This window comes from Achromobacter sp. NPDC008082 (assembly GCF_042957345.1).
Lineage (GTDB): Bacteria > Pseudomonadota > Gammaproteobacteria > Burkholderiales > Burkholderiaceae_B > Achromobacter > Achromobacter kerstersii_A.
The window spans coordinates 229,106-245,835 of the sequence record NZ_JBIBIB010000002.1 but is presented as its reverse complement, the minus strand read 5'-3'; the positions used below and the strand labels follow the sequence as shown (position 1 = coordinate 245,835).

General features: G+C 63.5%; 15 protein-coding genes. 5 read left to right on the top strand and 10 right to left on the bottom strand.

Translation table 11 applies throughout. From position 1 onward, the window contains the following. Positions 1-3 precede the first annotated feature (3 nt). The gene (gene minE / locus ACFZAI_RS08155; RefSeq protein WP_171661813.1) at positions 4-261 is read left to right on the top strand and encodes a cell division topological specificity factor MinE; all 258 of its coding nucleotides are present in this window, start codon (positions 4-6) and stop codon (positions 259-261) included. Positions 262-358: 97 nt separating this feature from the next. On the opposite strand, the gene ACFZAI_RS08150 is transcribed toward minE, so the two are convergent. The 4 genes from ACFZAI_RS08150 to ACFZAI_RS08135 all read right to left on the bottom strand — a co-directional run bounded on the left by ACFZAI_RS08150 (position 359) and on the right by ACFZAI_RS08135 (position 4,120). After that, positions 359-583, bottom strand: coding sequence for a glycine zipper 2TM domain-containing protein (locus ACFZAI_RS08150; RefSeq protein WP_391566456.1), 225 nt, complete (start codon positions 581-583; stop codon positions 359-361). A gap of 190 nt (positions 584-773) precedes the next feature. Then, positions 774-1,307: an isochorismatase family protein gene (locus tag ACFZAI_RS08145; protein WP_391566455.1), complete on the bottom strand. Its 534-nt coding sequence runs from the start codon at positions 1,305-1,307 to the stop codon at positions 774-776. A gap of 126 nt (positions 1,308-1,433) precedes the next feature. After that, positions 1,434-3,107 (bottom strand): energy-dependent translational throttle protein EttA, encoded by a 1,674-nt coding sequence (ettA, locus tag ACFZAI_RS08140; protein ID WP_006217650.1) that lies wholly within the window; start codon positions 3,105-3,107, stop codon positions 1,434-1,436. An 86-nt stretch (positions 3,108-3,193) separates the two neighbouring features. Next, entirely contained in the window at positions 3,194-4,120 is a 927-nt protein-coding gene (locus ACFZAI_RS08135; protein WP_391566454.1) for a DMT family transporter, read from the bottom strand. Between the two features lie 101 nt (positions 4,121-4,221). Here ACFZAI_RS08135 and ACFZAI_RS08130 point away from each other — a divergent pair, with 101 nt between their 5' ends. Further along, positions 4,222-5,013 (top strand): AraC family transcriptional regulator, encoded by a 792-nt coding sequence (locus tag ACFZAI_RS08130; RefSeq protein ID WP_391566453.1) that lies wholly within the window; start codon positions 4,222-4,224, stop codon positions 5,011-5,013. 169 nt (positions 5,014-5,182) lie between these two features. Then, positions 5,183-5,698 carry a hypothetical protein gene (locus tag ACFZAI_RS08125; protein ID WP_391566452.1) on the top strand — a complete coding sequence of 172 codons (516 nt, stop codon included), beginning with the start codon at positions 5,183-5,185 and terminating at the stop codon, positions 5,696-5,698. A 501-nt stretch (positions 5,699-6,199) separates the two neighbouring features. On the opposite strand, the gene ACFZAI_RS08120 is transcribed toward ACFZAI_RS08125, so the two are convergent. The 6 genes from ACFZAI_RS08120 to ACFZAI_RS08095 all read right to left on the bottom strand — a co-directional run bounded on the left by ACFZAI_RS08120 (position 6,200) and on the right by ACFZAI_RS08095 (position 12,531). Then, positions 6,200-7,195, bottom strand: coding sequence for an ABC transporter ATP-binding protein (locus ACFZAI_RS08120; RefSeq protein ID WP_391566451.1), 996 nt, complete (start codon positions 7,193-7,195; stop codon positions 6,200-6,202). Then, positions 7,192-8,172, bottom strand: coding sequence for an ABC transporter ATP-binding protein (locus ACFZAI_RS08115; protein WP_054428070.1), 981 nt, complete (start codon positions 8,170-8,172; stop codon positions 7,192-7,194). Before ACFZAI_RS08115 ends, ACFZAI_RS08120 begins: the two co-directional genes overlap by 4 nt. A 7-nt stretch (positions 8,173-8,179) precedes the next feature. Next, entirely contained in the window at positions 8,180-9,094 is a 915-nt protein-coding gene (locus ACFZAI_RS08110) for an ABC transporter permease (protein WP_391566450.1), read from the bottom strand. Beyond that, a complete protein-coding gene (locus ACFZAI_RS08105) occupies positions 9,094-10,083 on the bottom strand; it encodes an ABC transporter permease (protein WP_054428072.1) in 990 nt (329 codons plus the stop codon). Before ACFZAI_RS08105 ends, ACFZAI_RS08110 begins: the two co-directional genes overlap by 1 nt. Before the next feature lie 67 nt (positions 10,084-10,150). Further along, a complete protein-coding gene (locus ACFZAI_RS08100; protein ID WP_391566449.1) occupies positions 10,151-11,722 on the bottom strand; it encodes an ABC transporter substrate-binding protein in 1,572 nt (523 codons plus the stop codon). Between the two features lie 302 nt (positions 11,723-12,024). Next, positions 12,025-12,531 (bottom strand): MarR family winged helix-turn-helix transcriptional regulator, encoded by a 507-nt coding sequence (locus tag ACFZAI_RS08095; protein WP_054428074.1) that lies wholly within the window; start codon positions 12,529-12,531, stop codon positions 12,025-12,027. Between the two features lie 368 nt (positions 12,532-12,899). On the opposite strand from ACFZAI_RS08095, the gene ACFZAI_RS08090 reads away from it, so the two are divergent. Together ACFZAI_RS08090 and ACFZAI_RS08085 are read left to right on the top strand one after the other, a co-directional pair. Further along, the gene (locus tag ACFZAI_RS08090; RefSeq protein WP_391566448.1) at positions 12,900-15,155 is read left to right on the top strand and encodes a thiamine pyrophosphate-dependent enzyme; all 2,256 of its coding nucleotides are present in this window, start codon (positions 12,900-12,902) and stop codon (positions 15,153-15,155) included. A 13-nt stretch (positions 15,156-15,168) separates the two neighbouring features. After that, positions 15,169-16,713, top strand: coding sequence for an indolepyruvate oxidoreductase subunit beta family protein (locus ACFZAI_RS08085; protein WP_391566447.1), 1,545 nt, complete (start codon positions 15,169-15,171; stop codon positions 16,711-16,713). Positions 16,714-16,730 lie beyond the last annotated feature (17 nt).

Genomic DNA, 16,730 nt, shown 5'->3' with positions numbered 1-16,730 from the left:
GCAATGTCCTTCCTGTCGTTTCTGCTTGGTCAAAAGAAATCGTCCGCATCCGTTGCCAAAGAACGGTTGCAGATCATCCTGGCCCACGAGCGGGGCCGCGGCGACTCGCCCGACTACCTGCCGCAGTTGCAGCAGGAACTTATCGCCGTGATTTCAAAATACGTAAAGATCAACCCTGAAGACATCAAGGTGCACCTGGAACGCCAGGACACGCTGGAAGTGTTGGAAGTGAAGATCGAGATGCCGCAAAACGAAACGTGATGCGGCGTGGCCGCGCCGGCCCTCCGGCGCGTGTCCACCACAACGGCCATAAAAAAACGCCCGGCAATGCCGGGCGTTTTGCATGGCGGGCAAACGCTTAGCGCTTGCCGACCTGATCGCCGATCACGCCACCGATCGCTGCTCCGCCAACCGTACCCAGCACGCCGCCGTTGGTGATCACGGCGCCTGCGACACCGCCCAGTGCGGCCCCGCCCACCGTGCTCTTTTGACGATGGCTCATGCCGTCCCACGACGAGCAGCCAGCCATTGCAGCGGTCATCGCCACGGCGACACAGATTTTGGAAAGAGATGCGATTTTCATGATGAGGCTCCTATTCTTGTACCCGGGGGCCGCACCATGGATCTAACGCGAGCGCGCGATCCCCTTTTGGGTTTAGAAACTTCAGGATCTCAAAATATCGCTTCAAGCGGTGTTAGGTTTGCCCAGGAATTGTGTCAAACAGCGAGAGAATCTTTGCACGCCCCAGGGACGATGTTGCAACGGGCGCCGGCTATTTGACGAGACGTAACACATCACGAAAGCGCGGATGCTCGCAGGTCTGCATCCACTCAAATATGGCCATTTCTGATGTGACGATATCCGCACCATGCGCACGCGCACGGCGCAGCGCCGCATGATGATCAGCAGGCTTGCGCGAGCCTGCTGCGTCAGACACCAACACCGCCTTGTAGCCCATGTCCGCCAGGCCGATCACGGTTTGCAGCACGCAGATATGCGCTTCGCAGCCCGCCACCAGAATGGTTTTGCGCGCCGCCGGCAGCCACGCTTCAAAGCCCGGTTCGCGCGTGGAAGAAAAATGCATCTTCTGAAACGTCGACTGCACAATGCCACGCAGCGGGTCGACCGTGACGCCCAGCATCTTGCTGTGATGCTCGGTGGCGATCACCGGCACATCCAGCAGCCGCGCGGCCTGCGCCAGCTTGTGCGTGGTGTTCAGCACGGCCTCGTTGTCGTGTATGACGGGCATCAAGCGGCCCTGCATGTCGACGATAAGAAAGGTGGAATCGGAGGCTTGCAGCAGCATGGTCGAGGGCTCCAGGTTGAAACGGTAGGATAACGCCATCCGCCTGCGCGGCAGCGCGCGCATTGCCGCCACAAAAAAAATCCCGGCGCATCGACCGGGATTTCTCAGACTGCTTTACCGCAAGGCTTACTTCAGCGCCTTGTAGCGCAAGCGCTTGGGCTTGGCGCCTTCTTCGCCCAGGCGGCGCTTCTTGTCGGCTTCGTACTCTTGGTAGTTGCCATCGAAGAACACCACTTGCGAATCGCCTTCGAAGGCGAGGATGTGCGTGGCGATACGGTCCAGGAACCAGCGATCGTGGCTGATGACCATGACGCTGCCGGGGAACTCCAGCAAGGCGTCTTCCAGCGCGCGCAGCGTTTCAACGTCGAGGTCGTTGGACGGTTCGTCAAGCAGCAGCACGTTGCCGCCAGCGATCAGCGTCTTGGCCATGTGCAGACGGCCGCGTTCGCCGCCCGACAGCTGGCCCACCACCTTGTTCTGGTCGCCGCCCTTGAAGTTGAAGCGGCCCAGATAGGCGCGCGACGACATTTCGAACTTGCCTACGGTCAGGATGTCGGCGCCGTCGGCCACGGCGTCAAACACCGTCTTCTTGTCTTCCAGCGCGTCGCGCGACTGGTCCACATAAGCCAGCTTTACGGTCTGGCCGATGGTGACTTCGCCCGAATCCGGTTGTTCGCGGCCGGCGATCATGCGGAACAGCGTGGACTTACCCGCGCCGTTCGCGCCGATGATGCCAACGATAGCGCCCGGCGGAATCTTGAAGCTCAGGTTGTCGATCAACAGGCGATCGCCGTACGCCTTGCTGACGTTGTTGAATTCGATGACTTCGTTACCCAGACGCTCGCCGACCGGAATGAAGATTTCCTGGGTTTCGTTGCGCTTCTGGTATTCGTAGGACGACAGCTCTTCGAAGCGGGCCAGACGCGCCTTGGCCTTGGCCTGACGGCCCTTCGGGTTCTGACGCACCCACTCCAGTTCCTTCTTGATCGTCTTCTGGCGGGCCGATTCCGAGGACTCTTCCTGCTTCAGGCGGTCTTCTTTTTGCTCGAGCCACGAGCTGTAGTTGCCCTTCCAGGGAATGCCGTAGCCGCGGTCCAGTTCCAGAATCCACTCGGCGGCGTTGTCCAGGAAGTAGCGATCGTGGGTCACGCCGACGACGGTGCCGGGGAACTTGTGCAGGAATTGCTCCAGCCATTCCACGCTTTCGGCGTCCAAGTGGTTGGTGGGTTCGTCAAGCAGCAGCATGTCGGGCTTGGACAGCAGCAGGCGGCACAGGGCCACGCGGCGCTTTTCACCCCCCGACAGATTGCCGACGATGGCGTCCCAGGGCGGCAGGCGCAGCGCGTCCGCGGCGATTTCCATCTGGTGTTCGATATCGTCCGAACCGCTGGAGGCGGCGGCGGCGATGATGGCTTCCAGATCGGCTTGTTCAGCGGCCAGCGCGTCGAAGTCAGCGTCCGGCTCGGCGTAAGCGGCGTAGACCTCGTCCAGGCGCTTCTTGGCGGTGACGACGGCGCCCAGGCCTTCTTCAACCGATTGGCGCACCGTGTGTTCGGGGTTCAGTTGCGGTTCCTGCGGCAGATAGCCGATGTTCAGGCCCGGCATGGGAATGGCTTCGCCTTCGATCTCTTTATCGACGCCAGCCATGATCTTCAGCAGCGTCGACTTGCCCGAGCCGTTCAGGCCCAGCACGCCGATCTTGGCGCCAGGAAAAAACGAAAGCGAGATATCACGCAAAATCTGCCGCTTGGGCGGCACGATCTTGCCGACGCGGTTCATGGTGTAGACGTATTGGGCCATGGGCTCGTATAGGGAAAGAAAGCTGATGAACCGTCGATTGTAGGCCGGAACCCTGACAGGCGTGCGTCAGGGACGGAACACTGCGGTCAACCGCCAGTTTTGCCCGTACGCCACCCCAGGCGCGGCGTGCGCATCTGGGCCAGCATCACCCCCGCCAGCGCCAACGCGCCCCCCACGATATGGAAGATGTGCGGCTTTTCGTCCAGAAAGACAGCTGCGATCGCCACCGTGGCCACCGGCATCATGTTCAGAAAAATACTGGCGCGGTTCGGGCCCAGATGCTTCACCCCCTGCATCCACAGGAACGGCGCAAACAGCGACGGAAAAATCGCCGCATACAACACCAGCGGCACGTTGGCGGCATTCAGCGGCGACGGCGCCGCCATCAGAAACGCGGGCAGCTGGAACAGCACGCCAAACGCCACCTGCACATACAGCGACTGCCACGGCCCCACCGGCAGGCCCCAGCGGCGCAGCAGCACGCCATACAGCGCATACGCCAGCGCGCCCATGCCCATCAGCAAATCACCCGGGTTCGCCCCCACCGACAAGAGCCGCGCCGGATCGCCTTCGCCAATCAGCAGCGCCAGGCCCGCCAGCGACACCAAGCCGCCCAGCATCGCCATCAGCGTCGGCCGCTGGCGCAGCACCACCGTCCCCACCGCGATGGTCAGCAACGGAATCATCGCCGTGATGATGCCCATATTGGTCGCGGTGGTGCTGGACGCCGCCACATAGGCCAGCCCCTGATACAGCGCCATCCCCAAACCGCCCAGCACGGCGAACTTGGGCAGGTACGGCAGGATCAACCGGCGCTGCGCCCACACGCCCGGCAACGCAAACGGCGTCAGCACCACGCCCGCCAGCGCCCAGCGGTAAAAGCCGATGACGGCAGGGGAAATGACGCCAGCGGCCATCTTGGTGACGATCATGTTGACCGACCAGATCAGGGCCGCCAGCATCGGAAACAGCAGATAGCGGGCGGGAATGGGGGGAGTGTCAGCGCGCGTCATGAATGAACCGGTAATGCCCAACAGGAATAGGCCGCAAGTGTAGGACGTGTCCGACATGCTGTATATAATGAAAAACAGACATTTCCTTCTGAACTTCCGACATGGACTTCGCCGACACCGCGCCGACGCTGGCCGGCCACCTGCCCTATCCGCTGGCCTGCCGCATTCTGCATTTCACGCCCCATTCGCGCATGCGCCGCCACACCTCGCCGTGGGCGGAACTGAACTTTGCGCTGTCGGGCATCATGGAAATCGGCATCAACGGCGTCACCTACCTGTCGCCGCCGCAGTACGCCATCTGGATACCGCCGCATGTGGAGCACTGCTGCCAGAACGAAGGCGAAGTGCACTACGCCTGCATCGATATCCCGGCCGAGGCCTGTGCGGGGCTGCCCGATACGCCCTGCACCCTTGAGATCAGCCCCGTCATGCGGGCGATTCTGGCCGACTTCGAACGCCGCGGCATCCGCTACCCCGCCACCCCCGAAGACCGCCGGATGGCGCAGATCGTGATCGACCAAGCCCGCCAGGCCCGCGTCTACGCGAGCTATCTGCCCTCCACCACCGAACCGGTGCTGGCCCCCATCCTGTCGGCATTACAGCGCCGCCCCGGCGACAAACGCGGCGCCGCCTACTGGGCCGCCACCGCCGGCATCACCGAGCGCACGCTGCTGCGCCACTGCCAACAACATCTGGGTATGTCGTTTAACGACTGGCGCCAACGCCTGCGCGTCGTGTCCGCACTAGGCATGCTGGACGCCGGCCAGCCGGTGCAGACCGTCGCGCGCGAACTGGGCTACAGCACGCCCTCCGCCTTCATCGCGATGTTCCAGCGGCTGACGGGAGAATCCCCCGATAGCGTGCGCAAACGCAGCGTGCCGGCTGTGGCGTGAGGGTGGCGTGAGGGTGGCGTGAGGGTGGCGTGCAGGCCGGCATGCAGGGCCTTACCACTTCGTCATCCAAGCGTCCGATGCATTGCAACGCCGATCGCGCGACAATAACGCCTGACCTTATGTATCTTGCCGTGCCGTCGCGGCTTCATCGCGCCCAGGAATCACCTTCATGTCCGCCTCTGCAACTCCCCCCGCTTCCGTCACCCACTTCAGCGCATCCGAACTGGACATGCTGGCCAAAACGGCTGACGCCCTAAGCGCCTACCTGGGCAAACCGGTCCTGGCCGAAGTGGTGCTGGGCGACGAAGGCACCGAGTGGGTGACCTATGGGGTTCCGCTGGACGAAAACGCAAAAGTCGAAGAAGACCAGACCCACGTCCAACTCGGCGGCGCCGGCTCCCGCATCCTGGGCAACCGCGGCGGCCTGTCGCATTCCGACGACGACACCTACGACTGCCTTTATCTGTGGGCAGTACAGATTTCGCTGAACGAAGGCGAAAGATTCATCAAGCTGGACCACGACGGCGAAGAATCCGCGTGGTCTGACAGCTTGGAAGACGTGTTGCCCTTCGCGTTGACCGAGGAACCGCAACCGGTTAAGGACGACGAAGAGGAAGAAGACGACGACGAGGACGATGAAGACGACGACACGCCGTACGAACGCGTGGAAGAGCCGCGTCATTGAGTTTGAAGTAATACCAGGCCGGCATGATGGGTAAGCGCGATCCACAATCGTGCAATCGTGCAATAGCGCAGGCCAATACGCGCTTCACCCATCCCAAGAATGATCAAGCACCGTCCACCACAAGCCCGTCAGCGGCCACCACCACAAGCCACCCAAATGCCAAAAAAGGCCGCCCGCGCGGCCGGCTTTGGCGGCCCTGCAAGATCTTCCCCCCCAAAAAGCGCGCGATAAAAAGCGCCAAGCAAACCACCCGCCCCAGGGCCGGTCAGATGATGCACGATGCGAGTCCGTGGCGGTGGGGGGCGGGCTGCGCGGGGAGTCGATGCGCCCGAGGGAATCTGAAGGAAGCGCCGCAGGCGCTGACGAAGATGACAACGGGGCAGTCCGGAGCGAAGGCTCCGGACCGCAATCGTTGACCCGCGCAGCCCGCCCCCCACCGCGACGGACGCCAAAAGAAAAGCAACCGTCACCCGCACCAACACCCGTCATAAAAAAAACGAATCACCCCGAAATCCGCCCCTCCTCCACCGCATGGCAAGCCACCACCGACACCCCCGCCAACCGCGCCACCGGCGCCTCGGCCCGGCACCGGGCATTCGCATGCGGACACCGTGGATGAAACGTGCACCCTGACGGCGGATTCAACGGATTCGGCACTTCCCCGGCCACTGCTGTACGCGGCTTTCCCGCCCCGTTGATATCCGGAATCGCCTCCAGCAGCATCCGCGTATACGGATGCCGCGGCCGCGCAAACAGTTCGTCACGCGGCGCCACTTCCACCATCCGCCCCAGATACATCACCCCGACGCGATCCGCCACGTGATGCACCACCGCCAGATTGTGCGAAATGAACAGGTAAGTCAGCCCCAGCTTGCGCTGAAGATCCTTCATCAGGTTCAGCACCTGCGCCTGCACCGACACGTCCAGCGCAGACGTCGGCTCATCGCACACCAGGAATTCCGGATTCACCGCCAACGCCCGCGCAATCGAAATGCGCTGGCGCTGACCGCCCGAAAACTGATGCGGATAACGTCCCTGATCCGCCGGGTCCAACCCCACCTGCTTGAGCAATTCACTGACCCGCGCAACCCGTTCGTCGGGCGTCATCTGCGTATGCGTCAGCATCGGCTCTGCAATGATGCGGCCCACGCGCCAGCGCGGATTCAAGCTGGCATACGGGTCCTGAAAAATCATCTGCAAGCGCTTGCGCAAGGCCCGGCCGCCCTTCTCCGACATCCGCGACAACGGCTGCCCATCGAAACGGATATCGCCACGCGTCAGGCCATACAACCCCACCAGCATCCGCGCCACCGTGGATTTTCCACACCCTGACTCGCCCACCAGCGCCAACGTTTCGCCCCGCGCAATCTCGAACGACACGCCATCCACCGCGCGCAACATCACGCGCGGCTTGCCCGCCAGCTTGCGTTCCAACCAAGGCGGCGACACATCGAACCAGCGCGCCGCGTCCTTCACTTCAACCAGAGGCGTGCTCATGCGGCCACCTTACTTTTTTCGTCATGCAACCAACAGGCCGCGCGGGACGTGCCCGCCGGCAACAACTCGGGGCGCTCCGTCGCACAGCGCGGCAAACGCTGCCCGCAACGCGGATTGAACGCGCAGCCCGGCGGAATCGCGTTCAGGCGCGGCATGCTGCCGTCGATCTGCACCAGCCGCTCCGTGTGCCCTTCCAGCGACGGAATCGACCCCATCAGCCCCGACGTATACGGATGACGCGGCTTGTGAATCACATCCGCCACCGGCCCGATCTCGGCCACGCGGCCCGCGTACATCACCGCCACGCGGTCGGCCGTTTCCGCAATCACGCCCATATCGTGCGTGATCAGCATCACCGCCGTGCCATGCTCGCGGCACAGCCGTTTCAGCAGCTCGATGATCTGCGCCTGAATGGACACATCCAGCGCCGTCGTCGGCTCGTCGGCCACCACCAGCTTGGGCTCGGCCGCCAGCGCCAGCGCAATCACCACGCGTTGCCGCATGCCGCCCGAAAACTGATGCGGATAGTGGTCAATGCGCTCGCGCGCCGCCGGAATGCCCGTCGACGCCAGCAGCTCCACCGCGCGGTTGCGCGCCTGCGACCACGTCATGTCCAAGTGCGTGACGATGGTTTCCGCCAACTGCCGGCCCACCGTGTACAGCGGATTCAACGACGTCAGCGGGTCCTGGAACACCGCCCCGATCTCGCGCCCTCGCACGCGGCGCATCTGCTCATCCGGCAGGTTATCGATACGGCGGCCCGCCAGCAGGATCTCGCCAGCGGCGATGCGCCCCGGCGGCTCAAGCAAACCGATGATGGACGCGCCGGTCAGCGATTTGCCGGCGCCCGACTCACCCACCACGCCCAGGACTTCGCCCGCCTGGATGGAAAAGGACACATCGTCCAGGGCGCGTAGCGTGCCGCGGCGCGTGGGAAACTCCACGCGCAAATTGCGGACTTCTAGAAGTGCGCTCATGGTTACCTCAATTCAGCCGCGGGTTGAGCGCATCGCGCAGCCAGTCACCCAGAAGGTTGACCGACAGCACCAACAGCACCAGCGCCGCGCCCGGGAAAATGGTGATCCACCATTCGCCGGAAAACAGGAAGTCGTTACCGATACGGATCAGCGTGCCCAGCGACGGCGCCGTCGGCGGCACCCCCACCCCCAGGAACGACAACGTCGCCTCGGTAATGATGGCGGTGGCCAGATGCACCGTCGCCAACACCAGCACCGGCCCCAGCACATTGGGCAGCACGTGGCGGAACATGATGACGGGCGACGCCACACCAATCACGCGCGCCGCCTGCACGTATTCGCGGTTCTTCTCCACCAGCGTGGAACCGCGCACCGTGCGGGCGTACTGCGGCCAGCCGGCCAGCGCAATGGCGCCGATCAGCACGGGGAACGCGATCAGCTCATGCATGTCGCGCGGCACCGCGGCGCGCGCCACGCCATCGATCAGCAGCGCAATCAGAATGGCCGGGAACGACAGCTGCACGTCCGCGACCCGCATGATGAACGCGTCGATACGACCGCCCGCGTAGCCCGAGATCAGCCCCAGCACAATGCCGATCAGCATCGACAGCAGCACCGACGCCAGCCCGATCAAGAGCGACACGCGCGTGCCGTACAGAATGGCCGAATACAGATCGCGGCCCTGGCTGTCCGTGCCCAACAGATACGTCGCCTGGCCGTTGGCCTCCCACGCGGGCGGCAACAAGGCGTCCAGCAATTCCACCTTGGTCAGATCGAATGGATTGTGCGGCGCGACCCAGCCGGCGCCGAACGAGCCAATCAGCAACGTCGCCAGCAGCAGCGTTGCAATGATGGCCACGGGCGCCCGGCGCCAGGCCCAGGCAATGTCGCTGTCCCACCAGCGTTTGAGTACGGCGCGCATCAGTGAGCCCCCCCGGCGCGAGTCATCCCGGAACGCAAGCGCGGGTCCACGACGAAATAAAGAAGATCGACGATCAGGTTGATCACCACGAACACCAGCGCGATCAGGCACAGGTACGCAGCCATGACCGGCACGTCGGCGAATTGCACCGCCTGGATAAACAGCAAGCCCATGCCCGGCCACTGGAACACGGTTTCGGTAACGATGGCGAAGGCGATGATGCCGCCCAGCTGCAAGCCGGTAATGGTGATCACCGGCACCATCGTGTTCTTCAGCGCGTGGCCGAAGTGGATGGCGCGGCGCTTCAGGCCCCGCGCGCGGGCAAACTTGATGTAGTCAGACCGCAGCACTTCCAGCATTTCCGAGCGCACCAGCCGCAGCACCAAGGTCATCTGAAACAGCGACAAAGTGATGGACGGCAGAATCAAATGCTTCCAGCCGGTGGCGGTAAACAGCCCCGACGTCCACCAGCCCACGGCGACCGTATCGCCCCGCCCATAACTGGGCAGCCAGCCCAGCTGCACGGAGAACACCAGAATCAGCAGGATGCCGATCAGGAACGTCGGCAACGACACGCCCAACAGCGAGCCGGCAAGCAGCAGCTGAGACACCAGGCTGTTGCGCTTGAGCGCGGTGTACACGCCCAGCGGCACGCCCACGACCAGCGCCAGCAAGGCGGCCACCATGGACAGCTCAAGCGTTGCCGGCAGGCGGGATTTCAACAAGGTGGAAACGGGTTCGCTCTGACGCAGGGAGATACCGAAATTGCCCTGCGCGGCGTTGGCCACGAAATGGCCGAATTGAACAATGGCGGGCTCGTTCAGCCCCAAGCGTTCACGCAACTCGATGCGCTCGGCATCGGTGGCGTCCTGCCCCAGCATGATGGTGACAGGGTCGCCGACGTATTGAAAAAGCACAAAGGCCAGTAGCGCGACGGTGAGCATCACCGCTACGGCCTGCAACAGGCGACGCAGTATGAAAGCAAACATAGGCGGGAAAAACCAAAAGCAGAACGGCGGGAGCCGGGTAGGCTCCACGCCGTCTGGTTAGCCGGGATCAGTCAACCTTGACCCAATCGGCAACAAGGCGATTGTCGGCACGGTGGATGACCGTGACGTTCTTGCGCATCGCCCAGGGGATCACCTGGTCATGCAGCGGGATGTGACCGAAGTCCTTGGCGTGCCCTTCCAGCACGGTGATGATGTCGGCGTCGCGCTTGGCGGGATCGGTCTCGGTCTTGATGCGATCGATGATGGCGTCAAGTTCCTTGTTGCTGTAGCCGCCCAGGTTGTACATGCCGTCCGCGCCTTCGCCCTTGGTGCGGATCAGGTTTTGCAGCGAGTACATGGCGTCGAACGTGGGCACGCCCCAGCCGAACAGGTAGGCGCTGGTGTCAAACGACTGCACCTTCGGGAAGTACGTGGAACGCGGCATGGCGTTCATCGTAGCCTTCACGCCCACCTTGGCCCACATGCCGACCACCGCCTGACAGATGGCTTCGTCATTGATGTAGCGGTTGTTCGGGCAGTCCAGCGTGAAGTTCAGCGTGCCGTCGTAGCCCGCTTCCTTCAGCAGCGCACGCGACTTTTCGGGATCGTAGGGCACGCGCTTGTGCACCGATTCCGCCCAGCCATGCACCTGCGGCGCGATCATCGTGCCAGTGGGCGCGGACAGGCCACGCATCACGGCGCGCTTGATGGCGTCCACGTCGATGGCGCGGTACAGCGCTTCACGCACGCGGATGTCCTGGAACGGGTTCTTGCCCTTGATGTTCGAGTACTGCAATTCCGGACGCTTCTGGTCCAGGCCCAGATAGATGGTGCGGTACTCGTTGCCTTCCACGACCTTCTGCGCCTGGCGCAGACGCTCCAGATCTTGGGCGGCCGGGTCCAACACGAAGTCGATCTCGCCCGACAGCAGCGCGGCGGTGCGGGTGGCGTTCTGCTTGATCGGCGTGAACACCACTTCCGTCACGTTGCCGACCTTGCCCGCCTTGTTCCACCAGTCTTTGTTTTCTTCAAAGACGGTGCGCACGTCGACTTCGCGCGTCTTCAGCTTGTAGGGGCCGGTGCCGTTGGTGTTGCGGGCGCCGTAGGTTTCTTCCTTGTTGACGTAGTCCTGCGGCTTGGCGATGTTGTTCTTTTCCGACCAGGCCTTGTTCATGATGAACACGTTGGTCAGCTGGCGCAGCAGCACCGGGTTGGGCGCCGACGTTTCGATTTCGATCGTCAGGTCGTCGATCTTGCGCGCTTCCTTGATGCCGGTCGTGTAGGCCTTGTAGTTCGATGTGGGCGCCATGGCGCGGTGAATTGAAAACACCGCATCGTCCGCCGTGAAGGCGGCGCCGTCATGGAACTTCACGCCGGGGCGCAGCTTGAAGCGGTACAGGGTGGGCGACACCTGTTCCCATTCCGTCGCCAGGCGCGGCACCACCTTGAACGTCTTGTCGTAGTCCACCAGCGGTTCGTAGATGTAGCTGTTGGCGGCGATCGTCATGCCTTCGTTCTGCGAGTGCGGATCAAAGGTAAGGATGTCGCCCTGGGCGGCCCAACGGAAAGTCTTGGCGTGCCCGATCGAGGGCGCAGCCACGGCGGCGGCGATCGCGATAGCAATCAAAGTGCGGCGCATAGGGGTTAACTCCTGACATTAGTCTGAATACCGGCGCGAGTGTGCCTAGCGCCAAGACCCCAGTCAATTCAGGGTTTATGCGTACCGTGGCCCCTTTTCACAGAGGGAGACCTAATAAGGGACACATATGCTTGTAACAAAATAATTGGATCGAACGATGTTCGAGTGCGCGGATGCAACGGGTCCATTCCCACGGCACCCGGCAGATCGTCTGGGGGCAAAGCGCAAGCGCCGCCCGGCAGAGCGCCTGCGGCAAAGCTCAGACGCCGTCGCCTCATCCACGGCGCGGTTTGCCCGTATGCCTACTCGTCCGCATCAATCGGCAATTCCAGCGGCACGTGCTCGGTCATCAGCGTGCCCAGCATCTCGATCAGCAGCGCGGCCTTCTCTTCGCCAAACGGCGCCAGCACCGCCTTCTGATGCTGCAACGCCTGTTCGCACAGGCTGGCGATCAGGTGTGTGCCTTTGGTGGTGATGCAGACGCGCGTCTGGCGCCGGTCTGCCCGCACGCCGGTGCGCGCCACCAAGCCTTCGGCTTCCATCCGCTGCACCACCTTGCTTAACGTGGGCTGCTTGGTGATGGCCAGCACCGCCAGCGTGCCGATGGTTTCGCCGGGGCTGCCCTCCAAGCTGGCCAGCACTCGCCATTCCGTCACCGACAGCCCCGCCGCCTTCACCTGCAAATGGAATTCGGCCGAAATGCGCTGGCTGGCCTGCGCCAGCAGATAGGCCAGATAGCCGTCAACGAAACGCGGCCCCGCCGCGCTTCGGCCTGTCAGAAGAGTGTCCCGCTGCTTGTCCAACCGCATGTTGCTTTGCTCCCACGCACCGGAATTCATGTTTGGCCGACGGCCGAAAAAGGCATTGCACCACGACGGCGCAAACACGCGCCATGTTGTGCCGCAATGCTGTTGCGCAGCACAGGGTATACCCGAAATCGGAACCCGTTTTTGCACCATGACAGCGCCAGGATACTGCCATGGAACTAGAGAACAACCAGTATATACACCCTTGTTTTAGCGTGATATTTTTTGATTTCCATGAAATTTCATCTTTTTTGTTGACAGCTAAAACGTTGACTCCTAAAGTATTTTTCAGACGGAAATTTCGTGACACGACGATGCTGCACGGCAGCAAGGCTTGAGGACCGGCGCGCCGGCCCGAGAAGGAGTTCGAGATGGCTGAAAGGTCTTTCAAGAAAGAAGTCCAGCAGTTGCGCATCGGGGCCGGCGAAGAGTTTCGCGGCGAAGGCATTCTGGCCGTCACGAAGGGGCTGTTGCAGTCGGGCGTGGGGTATGTGGCGGGCTATCAGGGCTCGCCCATTTCCCATTTGATGGATGTGCTGGCCGATGCCAACGACATTCTTCAGGAACTGGGCGTGCACTTCGAGGCCAGCGCCTCGGAAGCCACCGCCGCCGCCACGCTGGCCGCCTCGGTCATGTACCCCATCCGCGGCGCCGTCACGTGGAAATCCACGGTCGGCACCAACGTCGCCTCGGACGCGCTGGCCAACCTGGCCTCCGGCGGCGTCACGGGCGGCGCACTCGTCATCGTCGGCGAAGACTACGGCGAAGGCTCGTCCATCATGCAGGAACGCTCGCACGCGTTCGCCATGAAGTCGCAGATCTGGCTGCTGGACCCGCGCCCCAATCTGGAAAGCATGGTCAAGGCCGTGGAAGACGGCTTTGCATTGTCGGAAGCCAGCAAGACGCCGGTGATGCTGCAACTGCGCATCCGCGGCTGCCACGTGCATGGCCGCTTCATCGCCAAGGAAAACAAGCGGCCCGCGTTCTCGCTGGCCGAAGCGCTGGAAAGCCCGGCGCGCGACACCAGCCGCATCGTGCTGCCGCCCGCGTCCTTCCTGCACGAACAGGAAAAAATCAAAGACCGCTGGCCCGCCGCCATCCGCTACATCAAGGAACACCAGCTCAACGAGCACTTTGACGGCGACCAGAACGACATCGGCCTGATCCTGCAAGGCGGCCTGTACAACGGCGTCATCCGCGCCTTGCAGTTGCTGGGCCTTGCCGACAACTTCGGCAACAGCCGCATTCCGCTGTACGTCATGAACGTGACCTATCCCGTCATCGAAGACGAGGTCACTGCATTCTGCCGCGGCAAGCGCGCCGTGCTGCTGCTTGAAGAAGGCCAGCCCGACTACATCGAACAGAACCTGCATGCGGTGTTGCGCAAGGCCGGCATCGATACGCATCTGTCTGGCAAAGACGTGCTGCCGATGGCGGGCGAATACACCACGCAGGTCATGCGCGATGGCTTGCATGAATTTTTGAAGCGGCATCGCCCGGAATCGTTGCAGACGCACGCAGCGGTGGCGGCGGATGCGCAGGCTGCGGCCCGCGCTGGGGCGGATACCGATGGTGAAACCCGGCAGCTGGAAATCACCGAGCTGTCGCGCCCGAAGCCTGCGGCCAAGCCCGCCGAGCAGCCCATCACCTTTCACAAGCAGGTGGCAGGCCTGGCCTCGGTGGTGCCACCGCGCCCCGCCGGGTTCTGTACGGGCTGCCCCGAACGCCCCATCTTTTCCGCGCTGACGCTGGCGCAGGAAACGCTGGGCCAGCACCATATCTCCTGCGATATCGGCTGCCATCTCTTTTCCATCCTGCCGCCCTTCAACCTGGGCGCCACCACCATGGGCTACGGCCTGGGCGCGTCCAGCGCGGCGGCGTTCAACGTGCCGGCCGCCAAGCGGCCCATTTCCATCATGGGCGACGGCGGCTTCTGGCATAACGGCCTGTCATCCGGCATTGGCAACGCGGTGTTCAACAAGTACGACGGCGTCATCGTCATCGTCGACAACTTCTACGCGTCGGCCACCGGCGGCCAAGACATTCTGTCGTCGCGCGCCGACAACCCCGACCGCTCCACCAACAACCCCATCGACCACGCTGTGCGCGGCGTGGGCGTGAAGTGGGTGCGCACGCTGGACCGCACGTACGACGTGGCCAAGGTGCGCGCCACCATCGAAGAAGCGCTGACCACCGACATCAAAGGCCCGAAGGTCATCATCGCGCAGTCGGAATGCATGCTGAACAAGCAACGCCGCGTGAAGCCGCTGTTCAACAAGGCGGTCAAGGAAGGCCGCCGCATGGTCAAGGAACGCTTTGGCGTGGACCCCGACGTCTGCACTGGCGACCACGCCTGTATCCGGCTGTCGGGCTGCCCGTCGTTGTCGGTCAAAGACAGCGGCGACCCCTTGAAAGAAGACCCCGTCGCGCATGTGGAAAGCAGCTGCGTGGGCTGCGGCAACTGTGGCGAAGTGGCGCACGCCGCTGTGCTGTGCCCGTCTTTCTACCGCGCCGACATCGTCCACAACCCGACCGGCGGCGACCGCTTCCTGGCGCGCGTGCGCGGTGCGGTCATCGGTTTCCTGCAACGCCGCCGCGCCGCGCGGCTGGCTCAATACGCCCTGTAAGGACAACGCTTTCATGAACCCGGTGGCATTGCAGCAAGGCAACCCGATCAAGATCGCCATCCTGGCCATGGGCGGCCAGGGCGGCGGCGTATTGGCCGACTGGATCGTCGACATGGCCGAACACGCCGGATGGTGGGCGCAGACCACATCCGTGCCGGGCGTGGCGCAGCGTACCGGCGCCACCATCTATTACCTGGAACTGTTGCCCGAAGCGGATGTGCAGCGCGCCGGACGTCCGCCTGCGCTGGCGCTGATGCCCACGCCGGGCGATGTGGACCTGGTCGTGGCTGCTGAACTGATGGAAGGCGGCCGCGCCATTCAGCGCGGCTTGGTCACCCCCGAACGCACCGTACTGCTGTCGTCATCGCACCGCAGCTACGCCGTCAGCGAAAAGTCCGCGCCCGGCAACGGCATCGCCGACCCCAACAAAGTTCTGGAAGCCGGCCGCGCCGCCGCCAAACGCTTCCTGTGTTTCGACCTGCAAGACCTGGCCGACCGCGCCGGCAGCGTCATCAGCGCCAGCCTGTTTGGCGCCGTGGCCGGCAGCGGCGCCTTGCCGTTTTCACGCGACGACTACGAAGCCACCGTGCGCCGCGCGGGTCTGGGCGTAGACGCCAGCCTGCGCGCCTTCGCGCTGGGTTTTGATGCCGCGCATCAGGCGCCCGCACAACCCGCCGCCATCGACCTGACGCGCCCCGTTCCCGACGTGCCGGAACGCGCCGCCAGCCCCAAGGCGCAAGCCCTGCTGGACACCATCAAGCGCGACTTCCCCGCCTGTGCGCAGCCCATGCTGACCGCGGGCGTGCGCCGCCAAATCGAATTCCAGGATCTGGCCTACGCCAACGACTATCTGCGCCGCATGAAGGCGCTGCGCGATCTTGACGCGCAACACGGCGGCGACGCCCGGCAGTGGGCGCTGACCTGTGCGGCCGCGCGCTATGTCGCCACCGCCATGGCGTACGACGACGTCATCCGCGTGGCCGATCTGAAAACCCGCGGCACGCGCTTTGACCGCATTCGCCACGAAGTGGGCGCGCGCCCCGACCAACTGGTCATGACCACCGACTACATGCACCCGCGCCTGGAAGAAATCTGCGGCACCTTGCCCACGCGGCTGGGCCGCTGGCTCGAAGGCTCCAAGGCCTTTGGCGGGTTTGTGGAACGCCGGCTGGGCAAGGGGCGGCTGATGCAAAGCGGCACGCTCGGCGGCTTCCTGATGCTGTATTCGCTGGCTGGCATGCGCCGCTTTCGCCGCCGCACGCTGCGCCACCAGATTGAATCCGAAGGCTTGCAGCAATGGCTGGACCTGATCACGAAGCTGGCGCCGCAGGACTACGCGCTGGCCGTTGAAACCGTCAACTGCCGCCGGCTGGTCAAGGGCTATAGCGACACGCACGTGCGCGGTGGCGGCAAATACCGCCAACTGCTTGCGGCGGCCGAGCAACTGGCGGGCCGGCCGGATGCGGCCGAGTCATTGCGCGCCTTGCGCGACACCGCGCTGGCCAATGAAAAGTGCGGACCCATGGAACGTCAGCTGGCCGAAAAGCTAGCTGCCTGATTCGAATACCGATAGAG